The organism is Variovorax glacialis (genome assembly GCF_051216375.1).
In the GTDB taxonomy this organism is placed as follows: Bacteria; Pseudomonadota; Gammaproteobacteria; order Burkholderiales; family Burkholderiaceae_C; genus Variovorax.
This window is the reverse complement of record NZ_JBPJZT010000001.1, coordinates 793,964-811,704: the sequence shown is the minus strand read 5'-3', so window position 1 is coordinate 811,704 and position 17,741 is coordinate 793,964. Positions and strand designations below refer to the sequence as shown.

The following is a 17,741-nucleotide window of genomic DNA, read 5'->3' as shown; positions in this document are numbered from 1 at the left end:
AGCCTAGGCCTCCCCCAACGGCTCCGCCTCCACTTCGAAGGTCTTCTCGCAGGCCGGACAGGTCACGCTCAATCTGTTGTGCCCGTGCTCATTGACGCGTCGATACAGTGCCTGCAGATAGGCGAAATCCGCCACCGGCAAGTCTTCGATCACCTGCGGATAGATCTGCGGAAGGTCACCCAGCCGCGTGACCACCCGCGCCAGCAGGATCACCGCGAGATAGCCCGGGTTGGACTTGACGCGGTAATCCTGCAACGGCATGACCTCGTCCTTCGCAGTCGCGAGCCTCATCGTGCCTTCCTTGTGCACGCGACCCTCCGCATCGACAAAGCCCCGCGGCAAGGTGAATGGAAATTCGCTCTGGAAAGTCATTTGACGCGCTTCAGGCCTTCATGCGCGATCTCGATCGTGTCGATGGCAACTTCATTGGCGGTCGCGTTGAACGTCGGGCCGGTCCACTTGGTCGGCCAGCCCGCGGTGAACGTCCACTCGGCCGCCTCATTGCCTTCGTCGTCGAGCAGGACGATCTGGCCGTCCTTGCGCGCGTCCTTGATCTTGCCGTCCATCACCATGGTGCGCCACTTCCACAGGTCCTTGTCGTCCGTGATGCCGCGCTTGAGCGTGATGTTCGAGAACTTCTTCAGTCCGGCGAGCTTCAGGATCGAATCGCCATCGCCTTCCCGGTAATCGACGGCATCGGTGGCTGCGTCGAGCCCCGAGACCTCCCGAAAACCGGCCTTGCTGATGCCGTCGATCTGAACCCTGAACTTGAAGCCACGAAATGGATCCTTGTTGCGTTGACCAGTAGCCATGCTCGCATCTCCTGTCGTTGAATGAAGAACTAAGACAACCCGTCGACCGTGAATCCGCTTGCGTCGTGCACGATGCGAATCACGATGAACTCGGCGGGCACCGAAGGTGCCAACCCGACGTGCGCGATGACCCGCCCGAGATCCCGCACTTCCGGCGGATTGGTCTCGTCGTCGCACTTCACGTAGAACGCATCGGCCGAACGTCCTCCGGCCAGCGCACCGCCTTGCTGCATCTCGAGGCAGCGCGCGGTCAGGCGGTTCCTGATCGTCTCCCACAGTTCTGGGCGCTGCGGCTCGAAGACCAGGTCGCGCATGCCGAGCGCCAGCCAGCGCCGGAAGCCAAGCACGACGCGCGCGGTCGACACGTACGTCCAGGGCCCCAGGCTGCCCAGCGTTCGCGCACCGCCGACCCGAATGCCGTGACCGCGCACGCTGTGGATGCAGTTGATGCCCGCCTCGTTGAGCCGTCCACGCTGCGCCGGCGTCAGGAACAGCGCCGTGTCGAGTGCGCCTTCGAGCATTTCGTTCGCGGGCGCGTGCTGCGCGCCGACCTTGGCGTCGATGCGCGCGACGAGGCCGGCGATGTGGCCGCATGGCGGCATGTAGTTCGGCGAGGCAGGGCTTGCCGCGCCAGCCGCACTGTCGTCCGTTGAATCCAGGTAACGCCATCCCGCGCTGTCGACGGCGCGAGGCATCTGGGCGTCCCAGTTCGGATCGACTTCGATCCAGGGCCCATAGAGCGCCCCGAACGAGGAGCGCAATTCCGATGCCGCGCTCAGCAGGGCTCGGAAAGCCGGTTCTCTCCGATCGCCCTCTTTCACGTCGCTGACCACCGACATCGGCGCATCGAGCAGCGCGAAGCGGTCGCCCATCGCTTCGCAATGGCGCAGCGCCGACAGCTGCACATCGCGCGCCGCGTTGTCGGTCACCCATGGGCCTTGCGCGTCGGGCAGGCAGAGCAGATCGATATCCGATCGGTCATCGAGCGGTCCGCCGGGCGCGAGCACCTGCATCAAGGCATCCGCACCGTCGCCTGCATTCAACGGCGGTGGCACCGCGAAGATCACGCAACGCTTGCCGCCGTTCGCGAAGTAGCCGCGGACGGCGGCGCGCAGAAAGCTTCCGGGCGCGGGCGCAAGGTCACCCCGGCTCCACAGCCTCGAATCCCAACGCTCGAGCTCGATGCCCGGCGGTCCCGAGCGCCGGTGCATCACCGGGTCCACGTGGGCAAAGCCGACAAAGGCCGGCACCCCCGAGGGAAACTGCACCGGCTCGACCGTCGTCGCCGCGGCACTCCCGACGTAGAGCCCCGGCGGAGCGCGCATGGCCAGTTCCTCTCGCGCGGAAGCAGCGGAATCGAAGGTCATGGCCATGCGTCTTTCTTGCTCTAGAGCCGGAAGTCAGGGCTGCTGCTGCCCAGTCGATTGCGAGATGCGGAAGATCACGAACTCGGCCGGCCGCACGATGGCCACGCCGATCTCGCAGATGACCTGCCCCAGATCCCGTACCTCGGGCGGATTCAGCTCGGCGTCGCATTTCACGTAGAACGCCTCTTGAGGCGTCAGCCCGAACAGCGCACCACCGCGCCACACGTTCATCAGGAAGCTGGTGATGTTGAGAATGATCTTCGACCACAGCTTCGGATCGTTGGGCTCGAACACGACCCACTGCGTGCCCCGATCGACGGACGCCTCGAGAAAGCCGGCAAAGCGGCGCACGCTGACGTACTTCCATTCGCCGTTGCGGTCGCCGCCGATGGTGCGCGCACCCCAGACGGTGACGTCGCCGTTCATCAGCCGGATGCAATTGACACCCTGCGGATTGAGCATCTCCTGCTTGGGCTTGCTGACGTAGTACTTCACCTCGAGAGCGCCACGCACCTGCGCATTCGCGGGCGCCTTGTGGACACCGCGCTCCTCGTCGGTTCGTGCGTAGATGCCGGCCACGTGTCCGCTCGGCGCCACGTAGGTACGGCCACGGTACTTGGGCGCAATATTCCACGACGGATCGTTGTCCTGCAGTCGCTTGGCCGGATCACTCACCTCGATGTCGGGCATGTAGTAGGCGGCATGCGTGCTCTTGCGTGGCAACACGTTGTCGAGGCTTTCGTATTGCAGTTGAAGGATGTCGAGGTCACCCGTGCTGCCATCGTTGACGATGCCAGGCGCATCGAGAATCGCGAACACGTTCTGGTGCGCGTCGTCCTCGCAATAGCTCTGCAAGGGTTCCCAGATGTCGGTCTTCTTCGGCAGTCCCGGCGCGGCCAGGATGGCGACATCCTCGATCGACTTGAATCGCTCGAGCGCCGCGTCCAGTTTCTCCTCGCTCGACACCCGTGCGACAAAAGCCCGCGTCCCGCCGTTCGTGAAGAAGCCGTTGAGCGCATGGGTCAACAGGTGATGACCCGGGAACATCGGCCTGATCGGTTTGTCTCCGTCGGCCGGCGCAAAGGCGGAAAAGTCACCGAACAGGCTGGTGTACTCTGAAAAATTGGTGACCAGCTTGGTTGCACAGTCGGCGGCCTTCACCTCGAAGGGCACCAGGTAGTAGGGCCGCAAGACGGATGGCAGGAGCAGCGCTGCATCGGGCGGCTCGTCCTCATAGACGAGTGACTCGGCTTCCGGCGTCTCCGTCGGCGCCGCCGCCCCAGCCGCGGGCGGCGCGCCTGCCGCGGGCACTGCGGGCGCCGGTGCCGGCGTACTCCGCTTCGCCGCCTCGAGTTGGGCCGTGATGTCGTTGAAATCGTTGGTCTTCTGCGTCAACTCCGTCGCCGAGTTGGAGGCGTCGTTCCTGGCGGCCGCGAGCTTCCTTTGCGCAGCACGCATGTCCGCCCTGGCCTGATCGCCCGCCTTGGGATCCTTCGCGTCGGCTGGGACCGCCGCCTGGGCCTCGGTCGCCTTTTGCAGGTCGGCTTCAGCCTTCGTGACCGCTTCCTCCGACTCGGGCTTCTTTTCGGTCAGCGCCTTGACCTCGGCATCCAGCACCTTGAGCCGCTGGGTCAACTCCTCCTGCATCTTCTGAAGATCCTTTTGTCGCCGGTCTTCTGCATTCGGGTCTTTTTGTGGCTGCTCGGTACGCAGCCGCGCGAAGTCGAGCAACTCGCGCGTGAGCACCGGGTCGTAGTCCGGATTGGGCACCGGGATATAGACCTTGTCGGGCACGAGGCCGATGAAGCCGGCCGTGTTGGTCCCGACACCGGCAATCGGTTGCCTCGCGGAAGGTACCTCTTCAACGTAGACGCCGGGTGCGTAGTAAGCCAATCTTGCCATGTCAGATCCCCTTGTCAGTAAAAGTCGACCGAACAACCATGGTCGAGAAAGCCGACCACGCAAAGCAATTCAATGCGCCTGGCCCGAGCAACGGCCGCGGCGCTGGCTCACGGCGGCCGGCCCGCGGGCGAGGCCTTCGTGTCCTCGAGCATCAGATCCACGGCGAGCAACGGCGGCAGCCGTGCGCGATCGGCGACCGGCACGTCGATCGCCTTGGCCTCGATCGATCTGCCGCGTTGGTCGTGTCCGCCCGTCACGTAGCGTCCGGCCGACAGGTCCAGGAAGAAATACGACCCGTCGCGCCGGATAGGCGTCTCGATAGCCACCGGCGCCACGGTCATCGCGGCCGGGGCCAAGGCATCCGCGCTCGTGCTGCTGCGCGGGCCAGTTCGCTTGGCCCCACCGGCCTGCGGCTGGACGCCGGCTTCTTGCCGTAGCTGGACAACGCCACCCGAGACCGGACTGCCGTCACCGCGCGCAACGCGCCCCGCAAGGCTGACGCGCCGACGCAAGACAGTCCAATGACCATGGGGTTCATTGCCAGCCGCCAAACCCGGCTCGGCCCCCTGCGCTGGCGTGCGAGCCTGCCGGGTACGGTTGAGCGCCGCGCTCATGGCAAGGCCTCCGCATCCAGTTGAATGCGGATCTCCTTCTCGATCACCAGCGGCAGGACCTCGGGTTCATACACATCGACCGCGAGCGTCACCATGTAGTTCAGCGCCGCTTTCGGCTTGCCGCCCAGCGCTTGCCAGAATTCACCCAGGCTCTGCAGCCGTCCCGGGTGCAACGTGGTCACCGGAAGCGGCAACTCCTGATTGGCCAGGCTGCCCTTGAGCAATTCGCGCGGAAGTTTCCTGAAGCGCAACAGCGTGCGCATGACGGCGCCGAGCAACCTGTGCTCGTCTTCCGAAGAATCGTTCTGGCCCCCCGCCCCGCCGGGCCAGGCCGTGATGAGGTAGGAGGCATCGACCCGGACAGGGGGTTGGAAGCGCGTGACGGTGCCGTCGTTGTGGCTGTCGATCACCTCGTCGTTGCCGCGCAGTTCGAGGTTTTCGCGCAAGTCGTACAGGAAGAGGTCGACGGCCGGCAGCTTGACGGTGAATTGATCGTCGGGCGCAGCGAAGGACACGGTGATCTGGTCGCGGCCTGGCATCTCCCGCTTGAGCAGCGCTGCGAGCGTTTGATCGAGGTCATGAATCATGCGGGGCACTCCCTCCGAGCTCTGACCAGCTCCCTTTGCTGATGCTCATGAGGCAGTCACTCGACGAATCGAGGTGAGGCGCTGCACGAGAGAGGGCGACGGTACGCTCGCAAAAATGCGTCGTCAATGCGCCATCCGACATATGCGCACGCGCCGACATGCCTGCACCCAAAAGACGCCTTGCCATGGCTATGGAATGTTGTGCGTGAACTGGCCCGGCACGACAACATTGATCACGCCAGCCCACATGCACATGAGCTGGCAGTTGTTGTCGAGCGAAGGGATCTGTCCCAGGGTGACAGTGGGTGTTCCGGGCACCCACGGTGACACTGTCATGGGGATGCAGGGCATCGGCGTCAGCACTCCCAGCGCGGCGGCGGTGGCCGCCGCCACGGCAGGATTGGCCGGACTCATGCACATGCCGAAGCTCGGGATATTGACCATCGGCTGGAAATCCATGATGGTCGCCGCAGGCTGGTTGCTGGTGTTGACCCTGCGCACCGGCAGCACCACCAGCGACGATGGCGCCACCCCGAAGCTGCACTGCAAGGTCGCGCCGTTGCAGACGTGTTGAGCCATGACTGGAGCCTCTCGCCGGGGGTTGCGACTGTTCGAAGCATGCGTCCGCCTCGAGCAAAACACAACGTCATGTTTGGGGATGGAACTTCAAGCGTTGCGGGTCTACGGTGCCCTGGCTGCTGTCCAACAATACATTGGTACTACACGCACGCGCGCGCGCCGACCGCCTCAGACAAGCAGCGCCTTGAGCCTGTCAATCACTGAGGACATGCGCGCCTTCGCATCCTCGGCGGTCACGTGCTGCATGCTGAGCGTCAAGCCACCGATGATGCTGTTGAGTTGCCACTCCGCCGTGTCGCCGCCTTCGATCTCGTCTGCGAGCGCTTCTGCCTTGTCGGGATCGGCTGCATCGAATGCCGCGACCAGCAAGGTGGCGCGCAGCCAGGGGTCGAGCGCGCCCCGCGCCCTGGCGCGTTCGCACGCGGCGATCACGAATTGCAAGACAGCCTGTGCCTGCTTCTCGTCATTCGCACGATTGCGGATCCGGTACAAGCTCGGCAGGTTGCTGGAGCAGTAGTACTCGTTCAGGTCCAGTTGCATTCCGCGCTCGTAGCAGTCGATGGATTTCGCGAGTGCCCGTTGCTTGTCGGATGCCGTTGTCGCGGCGACGTAGAGCCGCTTGTAGCGCCCCCCCAGCAGGCCCATGCGTTCCTGTGTGGGACCGCAGGTGGCCACCAAGGCCTCGATCGCGGCAATGGCATCGATATGTCGCCCCGCATAGGACAAGGCGAGCGCGCGCTGCTCGAGGACTTCCGGCGTGGTCTTCAGGTCGTCGGGCAAGCCGTCGATGTACTTGAGGAGGAACTCCCAGTCGTTGGCGCTTTCGGCGCAGTCGCGCAACATCAGCATCAACGCGATCGCCACGGCGCCAGTGATCGTTGCGGTGGCATAGGCCTCGACCAATGTTCGTGCGCGATCCATTCGTTCTGCTCGTGGCGCTGCTCGCACCGCGCGAACCTCGCCCTGGAAGGCCGCAAGGAGCGCCATCTGGTCCTTCATGCCGGCGGCCGTGAGTTCGTTCACTTCGGTGGGATAGCCAGGAATCGCCTCGTGCATGGGCGAGGTCCCGTTGCGCAGCGCTCCGATAGGCCCCTTGATGGCCTCCTGGATTGCGAGCGCCGTGGCCTCGACAATCTCGCCCTCGGGGAGCGGGTAGCGAATCATGCGCATCTGCGCAACATCGAACAGCTGACGCGACCAGTCTGCGCCGAGAAGCACGCAGCCTTTGCCGCGTGCAGCATGCCGAATGCCGATTTCGTAGTAGACGTTTCCGTTTGGAATGGTCATGTCCGCCAAGACCAGGTCGGCGAAGTAGAGGCGCTCCAGCATTTGCGTGATGATCAGCGCCCCGGTTTCCTGATCGGCCCGGATGGGCTCATAGCCCAACGCCTCGATGACCGGGACGTAGGCCTTGTCCCAGAGCGCGTTGAAGTCGATCTCGACCGGCCCTTTGCCGGCTTCGACCTGCGTCGCCTTTCGACCGTAGGGCATCACCATGAAGCACAGAGGTTTGAACATCGCGCAGTCCTCCCGCAGTTTCCTGGTGGCGAGTGGTGACGGCGGCGCGCGTGCGAGACCTTGTCGATCCCGATCGCGATGGCCGCTCGTCTCTGGCAGTGTGATCGACTTGCCAAGCGAGGTCGATATCTCGAACGGCAGGGTCCGACCGGCCGGCGCTCCTGCGGCCCTGACCATCACGCATCGCCCAGCGCTGTCCCCGCCGCAGCAAGCAGCGCCGTCCACTCGGCCTCGCGCCGTGGCAAGTCTGCGCCCGCGGCGCGCAATACGGCCGCCGGGTGAGGCATGACATAGACGGCCAATCCGTCGGTGGCGCGCGTCAGCCATCTGCCTGCATTCGCCTCGACGCTGACGGCTTCCTGCAGCAGGCTCGTCAACGCTGTTCGGCCCAGCGCGACCACCGCGCGCGGTTGCACGGTGGCGATTTCCGCTTCGAGCCAATGCGCACACGCCTGCGCCTCTCGCTGCGCCGCGGTCTTGTGGATGCGTCGCTTGCCGCGCCACTCGTACTTGAAGTGCTTGACTGCGTTCGTGAAATACAACTGCTCCGTCGGCCACTGCAGCGCGTCGATCGCGCGATGCAGCAGTTGCCCCGCCGGGCCCACGAACGGACGCCCGGCCAGATCCTCCTGATCGCCGGGCTGCTCGCCCACCAGCATCAGCGCTGCGCCGATACGACCCTCGCCCCAGACGGTCTGCGTGGCATCGGCGGCGAATGCACAGTCTTCGCAGGAGGACGCCTGGCGGGCCAGCAAGGCCAGCCCATCCGCCGTCGCCTGGCCGTCGCCGCAAGCGCCGCCGTGCGGTTGCATCGAACGTGCCAGGCGACGATCCCGCATGGGGCTGACGGATGTCTGCATGCCGTGGGCGCGCTCGCCGGCCTCCTGCATGAGCGAGGTGATCTGCGCGGCCTCGGGCAGGTTGCGCCAGAAACGCACCGGCATCTCGCGACGCATCATGGCCGGCTTGAGTCGCGCCGGGTTGAACACGCTGCGGTAGTACGCGAGCCACAAGCCCTCGCCTTCGTCCGGGCCGGGCGCGTCTTCACGCGTGGCCGGCGGACCGAAGCTCAATGCATGGCGATCCCAGCGCACGCTGCCGCGCGGCGTGAGGATGGCCCAGCGCATGCTGGCGAATCGATCGACAAAGAAGGGGACTGCCGCGCGCACCACGTGGTGCGCGGGCTCGAACCACGCGACGTGGCACTCGCCCGTTTCGTCGGTCAGGGGCCGGAAGCGAACGAAGGCATGCATCTTGTGGATTTCGCGGCGCACCTCGCGCGCCATGCGCTCGAGCTGCAAGCGGTCTTCGCGCAAGGTGTCGCTCCACGCTCGCCGGTCCTGCAGGACGGCAGCCGCGAGCGCGTGTGCTGCATGGAAGCGCTCCGGACTGTCGTGCAGCAGCGCGGCGCCCAGCAGATCGACCAAAGCACGCGGAAGCCGCAGGGTCGACGAGGGGGCAACGGCCTGCGCCGCAAGGCACGCTTCAGTTCGCGGCTCTGTATATCCGTCGATCAACGACGACTGGCGGACCTGGCCGTCGTCCCATCGCAAAGCGTCCGGATCCAGACCGCGCTGCAGCACATCGCGCAGGATCGCGAAGATGGCTGACAGGTCATCGGGCGCAGCGATGGTCAGCGAGGTGACGGACAAGAATCACGCCTCCCCTGCTGCGAACAGATCGCCCTGTTGCGCAGGACGGGTTGCCATCCCGCGACTGGCTTGCGCGGAAGATCGACCTCGGGCAGCAATCGCATTCAGCCGCGAAGCGGCATCGGACCCCGGCCGGTGATCAGGCAATGCCACGAATTCGAGAATCCGCAAGCTGGGTGCGCCCAGGCGCTGGATGTCGGCCTTGCGAAGGCAGCGCACCCTGCGCGCGCTCAGCAAGCGCTTGACCGACTGCGTGCCCAGTCCCGGCACGCGCAGCAACGTTTCCTTCGGCGCGCGATTCACATCCACCGGGAACCAGTCGGGGTGCGCGAGCGCCCATGCCAGCTTGGGATCCATCTCCAGCGACAGCATGCCGCCGTCGGTGACCAGCTCGTGCTCTTCGAATCCGTAGAAGCGCATGAGCCAGTCCGCCTGGTACAGCCGGTGCTCGCGCATCAGGGGGGCCGCGCGGCCCGGCAGCAGCGCGCTGGCATGCGCGATGGGGCTGAACGCGCTGTAGTACACGCGCTTGAGACGATAGCTGCGATACAGCGAGACACTGGTGCTCAGGATGGCCCGGTCGTCGGAGGCATCGGCACCGACGATCATCTGCGTGCTCTGGCCGGCCGGCGCGAAGCGCGGCGGCGGCGGCATGGCCGCAGGCGCGTGGGCCATGGACCGCGTTCGTCGCGCGCTGTGGTCCAACTGCTCGGCCGTGTCGTCCAGTTGCAGCCGGATTCGGGCCATTGAACGCTTGATCGCGCCCGCATTCTTCTGCGGCGCCAGTTGCGCGAGTGCGGCCTGGCTCGGCAGTTCGATGTTGATGCTGAGGCGGTCGGCGTGAAGACCGGCACGCGCGATCAGGTCGGCGCTCGCGTCGGGGATGGTCTTCAGATGGATGTACCCGCGAAAATGATGGTCTTCGCGCAGCCGGCGAGCGACCTCGATGAGTTGCTCCATCGTGTAGTCGGGCGACCGGATGATCCCGGAGCTCAGGAAAAGCCCTTCGATCACATTGCGGCGATAGAAGTCCAGCGTGAGCTGCACCACTTCGTCCAGCGAGAAGCGTGCGCGCTCGGTATCGCTCGATTCGCGGTTCACGCAGTAGAGGCAGTCGTAGACGCACCAGTTCGTCAGCAACACCTTGAGCAGGGAAATGCAGCGCCCGTCGGGTGCATAGCTGTGGCAGATGCCGGCCCCGCTGTTCGACCCCATGCCGACCTGGTCGCGCGAATCGCGCTTCGGGCCTCCGGAAGACGCGCACGAGGCGTCGTATTTGGCGGCATCGGCCAGGATGGCAAGCTTGCGAAGAATCTCCACGATACTGTAAGTCTATACAGTATTCCGGACTCTCGCGATGACCCTACGCAAGCGCGGGACCTTCAAGGCGCGCCGAAGGTCGTGTCCCCATAGGTGGCAGCCCCTTCCGCCGTGATGGCGCGCGCGCCGGCGCGCACTTCGGCGCGGTTGGCCCTGTCGACGCGCGCCGCGACACCGGTGCCGCCATTGCTGATCTGCGCGGGCTGCATCGCTTGCGAGCGAACCTCGGCACGGCTCAACGTCGACTGGAAGGGAGGCGGTGGCAACGGGTTCTGCTCGCCCTGGAACGCCTGGGTGCCGAGCGCCGAAAGGCCGCACAGGGCGCCGACTGCAAAGTGTTTGATGCTCATGGCGTGGTCCTTTGAGGTGAATGGTGTCCTTGGTACGCAAGGGCCACCCGGCCAGATCACCTTCCGGCCTGCAGAGTTGCGGTAGCGGCCGAGACCAACTGTCTTCATGCGCCTACAGGCAGGGTTTGGTCAATGGCCGTACGGTGCGACGGCCTTGACTCACACACTCTCAGCCATGACGAACCCTCGCCGAACCTTCATCCGCACAGCGGTCTGTCTTGTTGCCGGCGCCACGCCCTGGCTTGCGAATGCGGCTGGGAAGAAGGCCCCCGCGGCTGCCGTCGATGCGCCGGGCGCTGCGATCGACAAACTCAACGCAGCCGGTGAAACGCCGGTACTGGCACAGGGCGCTCGAGGCGCGGCGGTGATGCGCGCGCAGATCCTGCTCGATCGCGCCTGGTTCTCCCCCGGCGAGATCGACGGCGGCTTCGGCGCCAACATGCGCCGGGTGGTGGCCGCCTATCAGAAGTCGAACAGCCTCGACGTGACCGGCAAGGTCGATGCGCCCACCTGGGCCTCGCTCAAGGCCGACACGGAACCTCTCTTCGCGACGTACGCCATCACCGAGAAGGATGTCGCCGGACCCTACGTGCCGACGCCGAAGGAAATGGCCGATCGCGCCAAGCTCAAGACGATGGGCTACGAGAACCTGCGGGAGGCGATATCGGAGAAACACCACATGTCGCCCAAGGCCCTGGCCGAGCTGAACCGCGGCGCGAAATTCCAGGCCGGCGATGAGATCGTGGTGGTCAACATCAGCGGAGCAGCGGATGCCAGCGTCGTCAAGGCCGCGAAGTCGATCGAGATCGACAAGAGCGAACACATGCTGTTCGTCCTCGACGGCGCGGGCAAGCCGCTTGCGGGCTTTCCGATCAGCATCGGGGGGCCGCTCGACCCCCTGCCCCTCGGCAAGATGAAGATCATCAACGAGGTGAAGGATCCGACCTTCACCTACAACCCGGCAATCCTGAAGAAGGCGCCTGCCGGGGCCGCCAAGGTCGATGTACCGGCGGGGCCGAACAATCCGATCGGCAACGTGTGGATGGGGCTGTCCAAGCCGCACTGGGGCATCCACGGCACGCCCGCGCCCGATCGCGTGGGGCACGAGGAAACCAACGGCTGCATCCACTTGACCAACTGGGACGCTGCCCGCGTCTCCCAACTGGCGAAGGCGGGCTTTGCGGTCGAGGTGAAGGCCTAGGCAGAGCGATGAGCGTGTCGCGGCGACAGGCTGCAATGGCCGCCGTGTGTTTCGCGGCGCCAGGCTGGGCGATGGCCCAGGCCGGCGTCGAGGTCGACGGAGCGGCGCTGCTGGCGGCGCGTGCGTTGCAGTTCCCGGTCGATGGCGTCCGCCCCGAGAGCGTGCGCGACACTTTCGACGACGGCCGTCCCGACCACCGTCACGAGGCGCTCGACATCATGGCGCCTCGCGGCACGCCGGTGCGAGCGGTCGATGACGGCAAGCTCGTCAAGCTGTTCGACAGCAAACCGGGCGGTCTCACTGTCTACCAGTTCGATCCGGCAAGCCGGCTCGCCTACTACTACGCGCATCTGGACCGCTATGCCGAGGGCTTGCGCGAGGGTCAGCAGCTTCGGCGCGGGGACCTGATCGGCTACGTCGGCACGACGGGAAACGCTGCGGCCGACGCGCCGCATCTGCATTTCGCGGTGTTCCTGCTCGGGCCGGAAAAGCAATGGTGGAAAGGCCGGGCGCTGAACCCGTACAGCGCCCTGCGCGCGGCACGTTGATGTCGACCGGGGCCGATCAAACCGTCCTGACAGCCGCCCCATCAGAGCCACCCAATTCCGTCGGGCGAGTCAGCGGATGTCGTCCACTTGAACGCCGACACGCTCGGCGCAGAGGGCCAGGGTGCGCTGCCAGGCCGGACGGGCATGGCACCGTTCGTAGTAGTCCTTGACCCTCGGAAACGGATCCATCAATTCGGACTTGCGGATGCCGCGCAGAACGCTCGCCATCATGATGTCGGCGACGGTGAATTCGGCGCACGCGATCCACTGGCGGTCTTGCAGGCGCCGATCGACATCGCCGAGCCAGCGGCTCGCGAGCTTGGGCACCTCCGCGTGGAGCTTGTGGGCGGCCTTGCCGCTGTCGAAGATCCCGATCAGGTCGATGCACACCAGGGTCGTCCCGACGGTGGCGACGGCAGCGAAGCACCACTGGACCACGCGCGTGCGGCCCTGGACATCACCGGGCATCAGCTTGCCGGATTTCTCGGCCAGGTAGAGGACGATGGCGGCCGATTCGGCCACCACGAAGCCGTCGTCGTCGATCACGGGCGCCTGGTGAAAGGGGCTGATGCGACTGAAGGCGTCGCCGTCGAGCTCACCGGCCGTGTGGTCGAGCGCGTGGACCCGGTACGGCAAGCCGGTTTCCTCGAGCGCCCACTGGGCCCAGAGGTCCTTCGTCTCGCCGACGCCCTCAGGGAAAATGCGTCCAAAGCCATAGAGCGTGATCATGTCGTCCTCCAGCGGGGAATTCGTCGGCACACGCCGGCGGCCCTCGTCGACGCCTGAATGTCCCGCGGGTGTCAAAGGCGCACAATCGCCGTCGATCCAGGACACAAAGGAGCGTGCAATGTTGCAGCAATCCCCCATGTTTGCCTATATCCCCGCCAAGGATCTCGAGCGAGCCAGGCAGTTCTACGAGGGCAAGCTCGGCTTCACGCCAAAGGCCGAGTTGGGAGGCGGGGTCCACTACGAGTTCGGGGGAGGCACGGGCGCATTCCTGTATCCCACGCCCAACGCAGGGACCTCCCAGGCGAGCCAGGCATTCTGGGAAGTGCAGGACATCCGCAAGGAAGTCGCCGAACTCAAGGCGCGCGGCGTGGTGTTCGAGGACTACGCCATGCCCGGCAAGGACGCCGACGGCATCGTGACGCAAGGGGGTGCCATGGCGGCCTGGTTCAAGGACTCGGAGGGCAACATCATGGCGGTCATCCAGACCCTGTGAGTCCTGGGCACAGCGATCCACAGGAGGAGCGTGTGGCATCCGCGCCAGCGGCCAACAGACGGCGCGGCGTCGTCAGGCTCATCGACTGTGTCTGGGGCGCGATCCTGCTGATCCCAGCCCTGACGACCTTTGCCTCCACACATGGCTGGGTTCTCGCGGCCACCTCCCTCTTTGCCGCAACCGTCGTTTTCTTCGGTTTGCTTCGGGCGATCTTGGGGCTTCGAGTCTTCCTGGTGGTCACCTACGTGCCGGCGCTGTTCGGCGTGCTGGCCGTGGGAGCCGATCTGCTGCGCGACGTCAACCTTCTCGACGCGGCGATGATTCGGCCGGACCCCTCCGAAGCGTGGCCCGTCATCCAGCCTCATGTCCAGTGGATCGCACTGATCGCGGTCCTGCTCGCTGTGCCGGTCTGGGTGATGTTCCGCATTCCGTCGACCCGGGCGGCGCGCGGAAAGTGGCCTTCGGCTGCCCTGGCGACGATCACTGTCGCCGCAGTCGCATGCGGCGCGATCTTTCACAACACTGTGCTGCGCGCGTGGCCGCTGAATGTGATTTCCGTGGCCGCAGCTTCCGCGATCGGCCGGGACGACTTCATCTCGACGGCGTCGCCCTATGCGGCCACCAACCCCCGGTCGGCATCCGCGAGTTGGGGCGCCTCGCGGATGCCGGGAACTCACCCGCGGAACGAAACCTACATCCTCATCATCGGGGAAACAATGCGTGCCGACCGGCTCGAAGCATGCGGCGGCCCAAAGCAGGTTGGCATCAGCCATCGAGACGCGATCGTCTATTGCGATGTGACGTCCGGATCCAGCAGCACGCATACGTCGGTCCCTCTTCTCGTCTCGCGCGACATGCCTGGCGCCGCATTTCGGGTCAGCAAGGACGCAACCTTCCTGAAGGCTTTCGAGGAAGCCGGATTTCAGACCTATTGGATAGCCGTCCAGGAAAGAGGCATTGCATGGCCAGATGCCGGCACCAGCCTGTTCCTGCCAGTCAGGAGGACCGATCGGGAAAGCCTTCTGCCATCGCTCGGACGGGTGCTCGCGGACAACGCGCCCAGGAAGCTGATCGTGATGCATGCCTACGGCGCACACTTTTCATACTGCGATCGCTATGACCCCGCGACAGCTGCTTTCCAGGCCGATTGCTCGAAGCTCTCTGAATTCCCGGATGATTCCTCGCTGCCGGATTTCATCCGCGCCTACGACAACGCCGTGGCCGAATCACTCCGATTCGTCGATGCCGTGATGTCGGAGGCAGCGCGGGCGGGCGGCTCGTCCTTCGTGATGTACACGGCTGACCATGGTGAGAACCTGCTTGATGACGGGCGAAAGCTTTTCCAGCACGCGCTGAAGGATCCGACGCGCTGGGACACGACAGTGCCGGTTGTCGTGTGGGCGAGCGAGGAATGGCGCGCCAGCAACTCCGCGCGTTGGGAGCGGCTTCGCGCCAATCAGGAAGCCAAGGTGATGCATGCCGACCTCGTCCCCACCCTGCTCGGTTCGGCGGCCATCAGGTACGTCGATGAGCGGCGAGCGGCTGTCGACCTCGGGGCGATGTCACCGGCTGCGGATAGAACGCGGTGGGTGATGCGACGTCTTGGCGAGAAGATGGATGGCGACCAACTGCGCCAGGCACAGGGCAGGTGGCAAATAGGCGCAGGCGCGGGCGTCGTCCGCGCGTTCGTTACTCCTTTGTCAGCAGCAGCTGACCCATCTTCTGCAGCTTTCCCTTGAGGCCGCGGGCGATCACGCCAAGGACCCCGGGCACCTCGATCTCCATCGTGACTGCGGCATCGAGGACGTGGATGACACCTGAGACTGTCTGACCCATCGCTGCGACGCTGAAAATGAGCCGGTCACCGTCCCAGCGCTCGCTGGGGCTGCCGCTGCTGCCCGGCAGCAGTCCGATGATCTTCGCGAATCCGGCCTCGATGCGGCGGCGCGCCTCGGCGCGGCCGAGCTGGTGTGGAATGCTGACAGTGATCGGCGTCGTCATGCCCGTAGCGTGCCGCGAATCCGTGCGCCGGGCAACGGGCTGGAGACAAAAGACGCATGGCGCGGAGACTGGGCCGCGTACGGATTCGAGGAAGTGGCCAGTGCCTGCCTGGAGGAGATCCTGTCATAGGAGAAACACCAAGCTCACAGGCGCTTGATCCGGACTTTTTTTCCGCGACGCGGGCCGGAGTGCTTCGAGAACGCACGTAAACTTATGTGTTACCAACGGCTTCATGGTCTGCGATACGACAGGTCGACATCGAGGACCCACACCTTGGATTGCGACGCTAGCGCAGCAACCCGGCGAGCCTGATTTGCACACGTCGACCCGGAGTCCATCTTTGACCGAAATCAGAAGTCTCGAGCGGACGAATGACCTGCACCGCGCGCACACGCATGAGTGGCAGGCCGATTGCGAAGAAGATCATGGACTGTCCCCGTCGGAACTGCACCACCGACTCCTGGCCAGCTGCAGGGACGAACTTCACTTCAGCTTCATGTGGCGCGTGGCCAGCGTTTCTGTCCCCATGCTCCTGGCGATCTCCATCTGGGTGGTCTTGACCTCCTAGCGGCGACATCGCGGGCGCGCTTCGCGAGAGCGCAGCGCATCGAGGTCCTGAGGCATTCGCGTCGCGCGCACGCGATGCCTCCAGCGTCCCAGTCGGGCTACCATCTGGCAGTCAATTCTGGTTTGTCGGTCGGAATCGCCACGGTCGAGAGGAGCCTTGATGAGCATGTCGAGCGTGTTCGCGCAGATGGTTGCGCTGGCCGGCAACGCGGCGCTGCAGTGGCGCCGGATGCAGACCGGCGATCCGACGCAGGCGGTCGGAGCCGCGCCGACGATCCCCGACGCACGCCCTCAGGGCCGCATCCCGACACTGAAGATGCCGACTGCGCGCGGCTGGTCCGGCGGGCACAAGCCGACGCCCGCGCCCGGGCTCGAGGTCAACGCGTTCGCCACCGGGCTGAAGCATCCGCGCTGGATCCACGTGCTGCCCAACGGCGACGTGACAGTGGCCGAGGCGCTGTTGGAGCCAGGCCCGATCAAGTCGGTCTTCGAATACGCGATGGTCAGCACGATGCGGCGCGCCGCCGCGATCGGCCCGAGCCCGAACCGCATCACGCTGCTGCGCGATGCCGACCGCGACGGCGTCGCCGAGGTCCGCTCGACGCTCCTTGAGGGCTTGAGCCAGCCCTTTGGCATGGCGCTGATTGGCGACGTGTTCTATGTCGGCAACACCGACGGCGTGATGGCGTTCCCGTACACCCCCGGCACGACGCGCATCGACGCGCCGGGCCGCCGCCTGAGCGAATTCAAGCCGGGCGGCCACTGGACGCGTAGCCTGCTCGCGAGCCCCGACGGCAGCACGCTCTACGCCGCCGTCGGCTCGCTCACCAACATCGCCGAAAGCGGCTTCGAGGTCGAAACCGGGCGCGCCTGCATTTACGAGATCGACCTCGCCAGCGGCCGCAGCCGCATTTACGCCGGCGGCCTGCGCAACCCCGTCGGCCTCGCTTGGGAACCGACCACCGGTCAGTTGTGGACCGTGGTCAACGAGCGCGACGGCCTCGGGGACGAGACGCCGCCCGACTACCTGACCTCGGTGCACGACGGCGGCTTCTATGGCTGGCCGTACTGCTACTGGGGCCGCACGGTCGACGACCGCGTGCCGCAGGACCGGGCCGCGGTCGCGCGCGCGCTGACACCCGACTACGCGCTCGGCGGGCACACTGCGTCGCTCGGCCTGTGCTGGCTGCCCGCCGACACGCTGCCTGGCTGGCCCGCGGGCATGGCGATCGGTCAGCACGGCTCGTGGAACCGCAGCAAGCTCAGCGGCTACCGGGTCGTGTTTGTGCCGTTCGAGGACGGCCTCCCGGCAGGCCTGCCGCGCGACATCCTGAGCGGCTTCCTGTCGCCCGACGAAAGCGAGTCGTACGGGCGCCCGGTCGGCGTCGCGATCGGGCCGGACGGCGCGCTGCTGGTGGCGGACGACGTGGGCGACGTCATCTGGCGCGTCACCGCCCGCGGCGCGGGCTAGTCCAGACGGGCCGCCAATCGTGACGGGGGC

At 65.7% G+C, this 17,741-nt stretch carries 18 protein-coding genes; 5 read left to right on the top strand and 13 right to left on the bottom strand.

Annotated features, from left to right (window positions below):
* Positions 1–3: 3 nt before the first annotated feature.
* The 11 genes from ACSFBL_RS04015 to ACSFBL_RS03965 all read right to left on the bottom strand — a co-directional run bounded on the left by ACSFBL_RS04015 (position 4) and on the right by ACSFBL_RS03965 (position 10,701).
* Positions 4–372, bottom strand: a complete 369-nt coding sequence (locus ACSFBL_RS04015; protein ID WP_435514448.1) for a phage tail assembly protein — start codon at positions 370–372, stop codon at positions 4–6.
* Positions 369–812, bottom strand: a complete 444-nt coding sequence (locus ACSFBL_RS04010) for a phage tail protein (protein WP_435514447.1) — start codon at positions 810–812, stop codon at positions 369–371. Before ACSFBL_RS04010 ends, ACSFBL_RS04015 begins: the two co-directional genes overlap by 4 nt.
* 29 nt (positions 813–841) lie before the next feature.
* A complete protein-coding gene (locus ACSFBL_RS04005; RefSeq protein ID WP_435514446.1) occupies positions 842–2,179 on the bottom strand; it encodes a phage tail sheath family protein in 1,338 nt (445 codons plus the stop codon).
* A 33-nt stretch (positions 2,180–2,212) separates the two neighbouring features.
* Positions 2,213–4,081: a phage tail sheath family protein gene (locus ACSFBL_RS04000; protein WP_435514445.1), complete on the bottom strand. Its 1,869-nt coding sequence runs from the start codon at positions 4,079–4,081 to the stop codon at positions 2,213–2,215.
* A gap of 107 nt (positions 4,082–4,188) precedes the next feature.
* A complete protein-coding gene (locus tag ACSFBL_RS03995) occupies positions 4,189–4,695 on the bottom strand; it encodes a hypothetical protein (protein ID WP_435514444.1) in 507 nt (168 codons plus the stop codon).
* Positions 4,692–5,282: a Pvc16 family protein gene (locus ACSFBL_RS03990; protein ID WP_435514443.1), complete on the bottom strand. Its 591-nt coding sequence runs from the start codon at positions 5,280–5,282 to the stop codon at positions 4,692–4,694. The genes ACSFBL_RS03995 and ACSFBL_RS03990 overlap by 4 nt, the downstream gene beginning before the upstream one ends.
* Before the next feature lie 189 nt (positions 5,283–5,471).
* Positions 5,472–5,861 carry a DUF4280 domain-containing protein gene (locus tag ACSFBL_RS03985; RefSeq protein ID WP_435514442.1) on the bottom strand — a complete coding sequence of 130 codons (390 nt, stop codon included), beginning with the start codon at positions 5,859–5,861 and terminating at the stop codon, positions 5,472–5,474.
* A gap of 168 nt (positions 5,862–6,029) precedes the next feature.
* Positions 6,030–7,379 carry a TRAFs-binding domain-containing protein gene (locus tag ACSFBL_RS03980; RefSeq protein ID WP_435514441.1) on the bottom strand — a complete coding sequence of 450 codons (1,350 nt, stop codon included), beginning with the start codon at positions 7,377–7,379 and terminating at the stop codon, positions 6,030–6,032.
* A gap of 176 nt (positions 7,380–7,555) precedes the next feature.
* The gene (locus ACSFBL_RS03975) at positions 7,556–9,031 is read right to left on the bottom strand and encodes a UdgX family uracil-DNA binding protein (RefSeq protein ID WP_435514440.1); all 1,476 of its coding nucleotides are present in this window, start codon (positions 9,029–9,031) and stop codon (positions 7,556–7,558) included.
* A 3-nt stretch (positions 9,032–9,034) separates the two neighbouring features.
* The gene (locus ACSFBL_RS03970; RefSeq protein ID WP_435514439.1) at positions 9,035–10,351 is read right to left on the bottom strand and encodes a putative DNA modification/repair radical SAM protein; all 1,317 of its coding nucleotides are present in this window, start codon (positions 10,349–10,351) and stop codon (positions 9,035–9,037) included.
* Between the two features lie 62 nt (positions 10,352–10,413).
* Entirely contained in the window at positions 10,414–10,701 is a 288-nt protein-coding gene (locus ACSFBL_RS03965; protein WP_435514438.1) for a DUF4148 domain-containing protein, read from the bottom strand.
* 175 nt (positions 10,702–10,876) lie between these two features.
* Between ACSFBL_RS03965 and ACSFBL_RS03960 the strand changes: the two genes are divergently transcribed.
* Positions 10,877–11,902, top strand: a complete 1,026-nt coding sequence (locus tag ACSFBL_RS03960; protein ID WP_435514437.1) for a L,D-transpeptidase family protein — start codon at positions 10,877–10,879, stop codon at positions 11,900–11,902.
* A 71-nt stretch (positions 11,903–11,973) separates the two neighbouring features.
* Positions 11,974–12,450, top strand: coding sequence for a M23 family metallopeptidase (locus ACSFBL_RS03955; RefSeq protein ID WP_435514436.1), 477 nt, complete (start codon positions 11,974–11,976; stop codon positions 12,448–12,450).
* 69 nt (positions 12,451–12,519) lie between these two features.
* Here ACSFBL_RS03955 and ACSFBL_RS03950 read toward each other — a convergent pair whose 3' ends face one another.
* On the bottom strand, positions 12,520–13,179 hold the full coding sequence (locus ACSFBL_RS03950; RefSeq protein WP_435514435.1) for a glutathione S-transferase family protein: 660 nt from the start codon (positions 13,177–13,179) through the stop codon (positions 12,520–12,522).
* A gap of 118 nt (positions 13,180–13,297) precedes the next feature.
* Between ACSFBL_RS03950 and ACSFBL_RS03945 the strand changes: the two genes are divergently transcribed.
* Together ACSFBL_RS03945 and ACSFBL_RS03940 are read left to right on the top strand one after the other, a co-directional pair.
* Positions 13,298–13,672, top strand: a complete 375-nt coding sequence (locus ACSFBL_RS03945) for a VOC family protein (protein WP_435514434.1) — start codon at positions 13,298–13,300, stop codon at positions 13,670–13,672.
* Between the two features lie 32 nt (positions 13,673–13,704).
* Positions 13,705–15,411 carry a sulfatase-like hydrolase/transferase gene (locus ACSFBL_RS03940; RefSeq protein WP_435514433.1) on the top strand — a complete coding sequence of 569 codons (1,707 nt, stop codon included), beginning with the start codon at positions 13,705–13,707 and terminating at the stop codon, positions 15,409–15,411.
* Here the strand turns inward: ACSFBL_RS03940 and ACSFBL_RS03935 are convergent.
* The gene (locus tag ACSFBL_RS03935; RefSeq protein ID WP_435514432.1) at positions 15,362–15,673 is read right to left on the bottom strand and encodes a polyhydroxyalkanoic acid system family protein; all 312 of its coding nucleotides are present in this window, start codon (positions 15,671–15,673) and stop codon (positions 15,362–15,364) included. The two genes, ACSFBL_RS03940 and ACSFBL_RS03935, sit on opposite strands and share 50 nt — an antisense overlap.
* 727 nt (positions 15,674–16,400) lie before the next feature.
* Between ACSFBL_RS03935 and ACSFBL_RS03930 the strand changes: the two genes are divergently transcribed.
* The gene (locus ACSFBL_RS03930; RefSeq protein WP_435514431.1) at positions 16,401–17,711 is read left to right on the top strand and encodes a PQQ-dependent sugar dehydrogenase; all 1,311 of its coding nucleotides are present in this window, start codon (positions 16,401–16,403) and stop codon (positions 17,709–17,711) included.
* The last annotated feature ends 30 nt before the right edge of the window (positions 17,712–17,741 follow it).

Excerpts from the sequence above, each read along its gene's own strand:
- ACSFBL_RS04015 (WP_435514448.1), bottom strand. The coding sequence starts at position 372 with ATGACTTTCCAGAGCGAATTTCCATTCACCTTGCCGCGGGGCTTTGTC.
- ACSFBL_RS04010 (WP_435514447.1), bottom strand. The coding sequence starts at position 812 with ATGGCTACTGGTCAACGCAACAAGGATCCATTTCGTGGCTTCAAGTTC.
- ACSFBL_RS04005 (WP_435514446.1), bottom strand. The coding sequence starts at position 2,179 with ATGACCTTCGATTCCGCTGCTTCCGCGCGAGAGGAACTGGCCATGCGC.
- ACSFBL_RS04000 (WP_435514445.1), bottom strand. The coding sequence starts at position 4,081 with ATGGCAAGATTGGCTTACTACGCACCCGGCGTCTACGTTGAAGAGGTA.
- ACSFBL_RS03995 (WP_435514444.1), bottom strand. The coding sequence starts at position 4,695 with ATGAGCGCGGCGCTCAACCGTACCCGGCAGGCTCGCACGCCAGCGCAG.
- ACSFBL_RS03990 (WP_435514443.1), bottom strand. The coding sequence starts at position 5,282 with ATGATTCATGACCTCGATCAAACGCTCGCAGCGCTGCTCAAGCGGGAG.
- ACSFBL_RS03985 (WP_435514442.1), bottom strand. The coding sequence starts at position 5,861 with ATGGCTCAACACGTCTGCAACGGCGCGACCTTGCAGTGCAGCTTCGGG.
- ACSFBL_RS03980 (WP_435514441.1), bottom strand. The coding sequence starts at position 7,379 with ATGTTCAAACCTCTGTGCTTCATGGTGATGCCCTACGGTCGAAAGGCG.
- ACSFBL_RS03965 (WP_435514438.1), bottom strand. The coding sequence starts at position 10,701 with ATGAGCATCAAACACTTTGCAGTCGGCGCCCTGTGCGGCCTTTCGGCG.
- ACSFBL_RS03960 (WP_435514437.1), top strand. The coding sequence starts at position 10,877 with ATGACGAACCCTCGCCGAACCTTCATCCGCACAGCGGTCTGTCTTGTT.
- ACSFBL_RS03955 (WP_435514436.1), top strand. The coding sequence starts at position 11,974 with ATGGCCCAGGCCGGCGTCGAGGTCGACGGAGCGGCGCTGCTGGCGGCG.
- ACSFBL_RS03950 (WP_435514435.1), bottom strand. The coding sequence starts at position 13,179 with ATGATCACGCTCTATGGCTTTGGACGCATTTTCCCTGAGGGCGTCGGC.
- ACSFBL_RS03945 (WP_435514434.1), top strand. The coding sequence starts at position 13,298 with ATGTTGCAGCAATCCCCCATGTTTGCCTATATCCCCGCCAAGGATCTC.
- ACSFBL_RS03935 (WP_435514432.1), bottom strand. The coding sequence starts at position 15,673 with ATGACGACGCCGATCACTGTCAGCATTCCACACCAGCTCGGCCGCGCC.
- ACSFBL_RS03930 (WP_435514431.1), top strand. The coding sequence starts at position 16,401 with ATGAGCATGTCGAGCGTGTTCGCGCAGATGGTTGCGCTGGCCGGCAAC.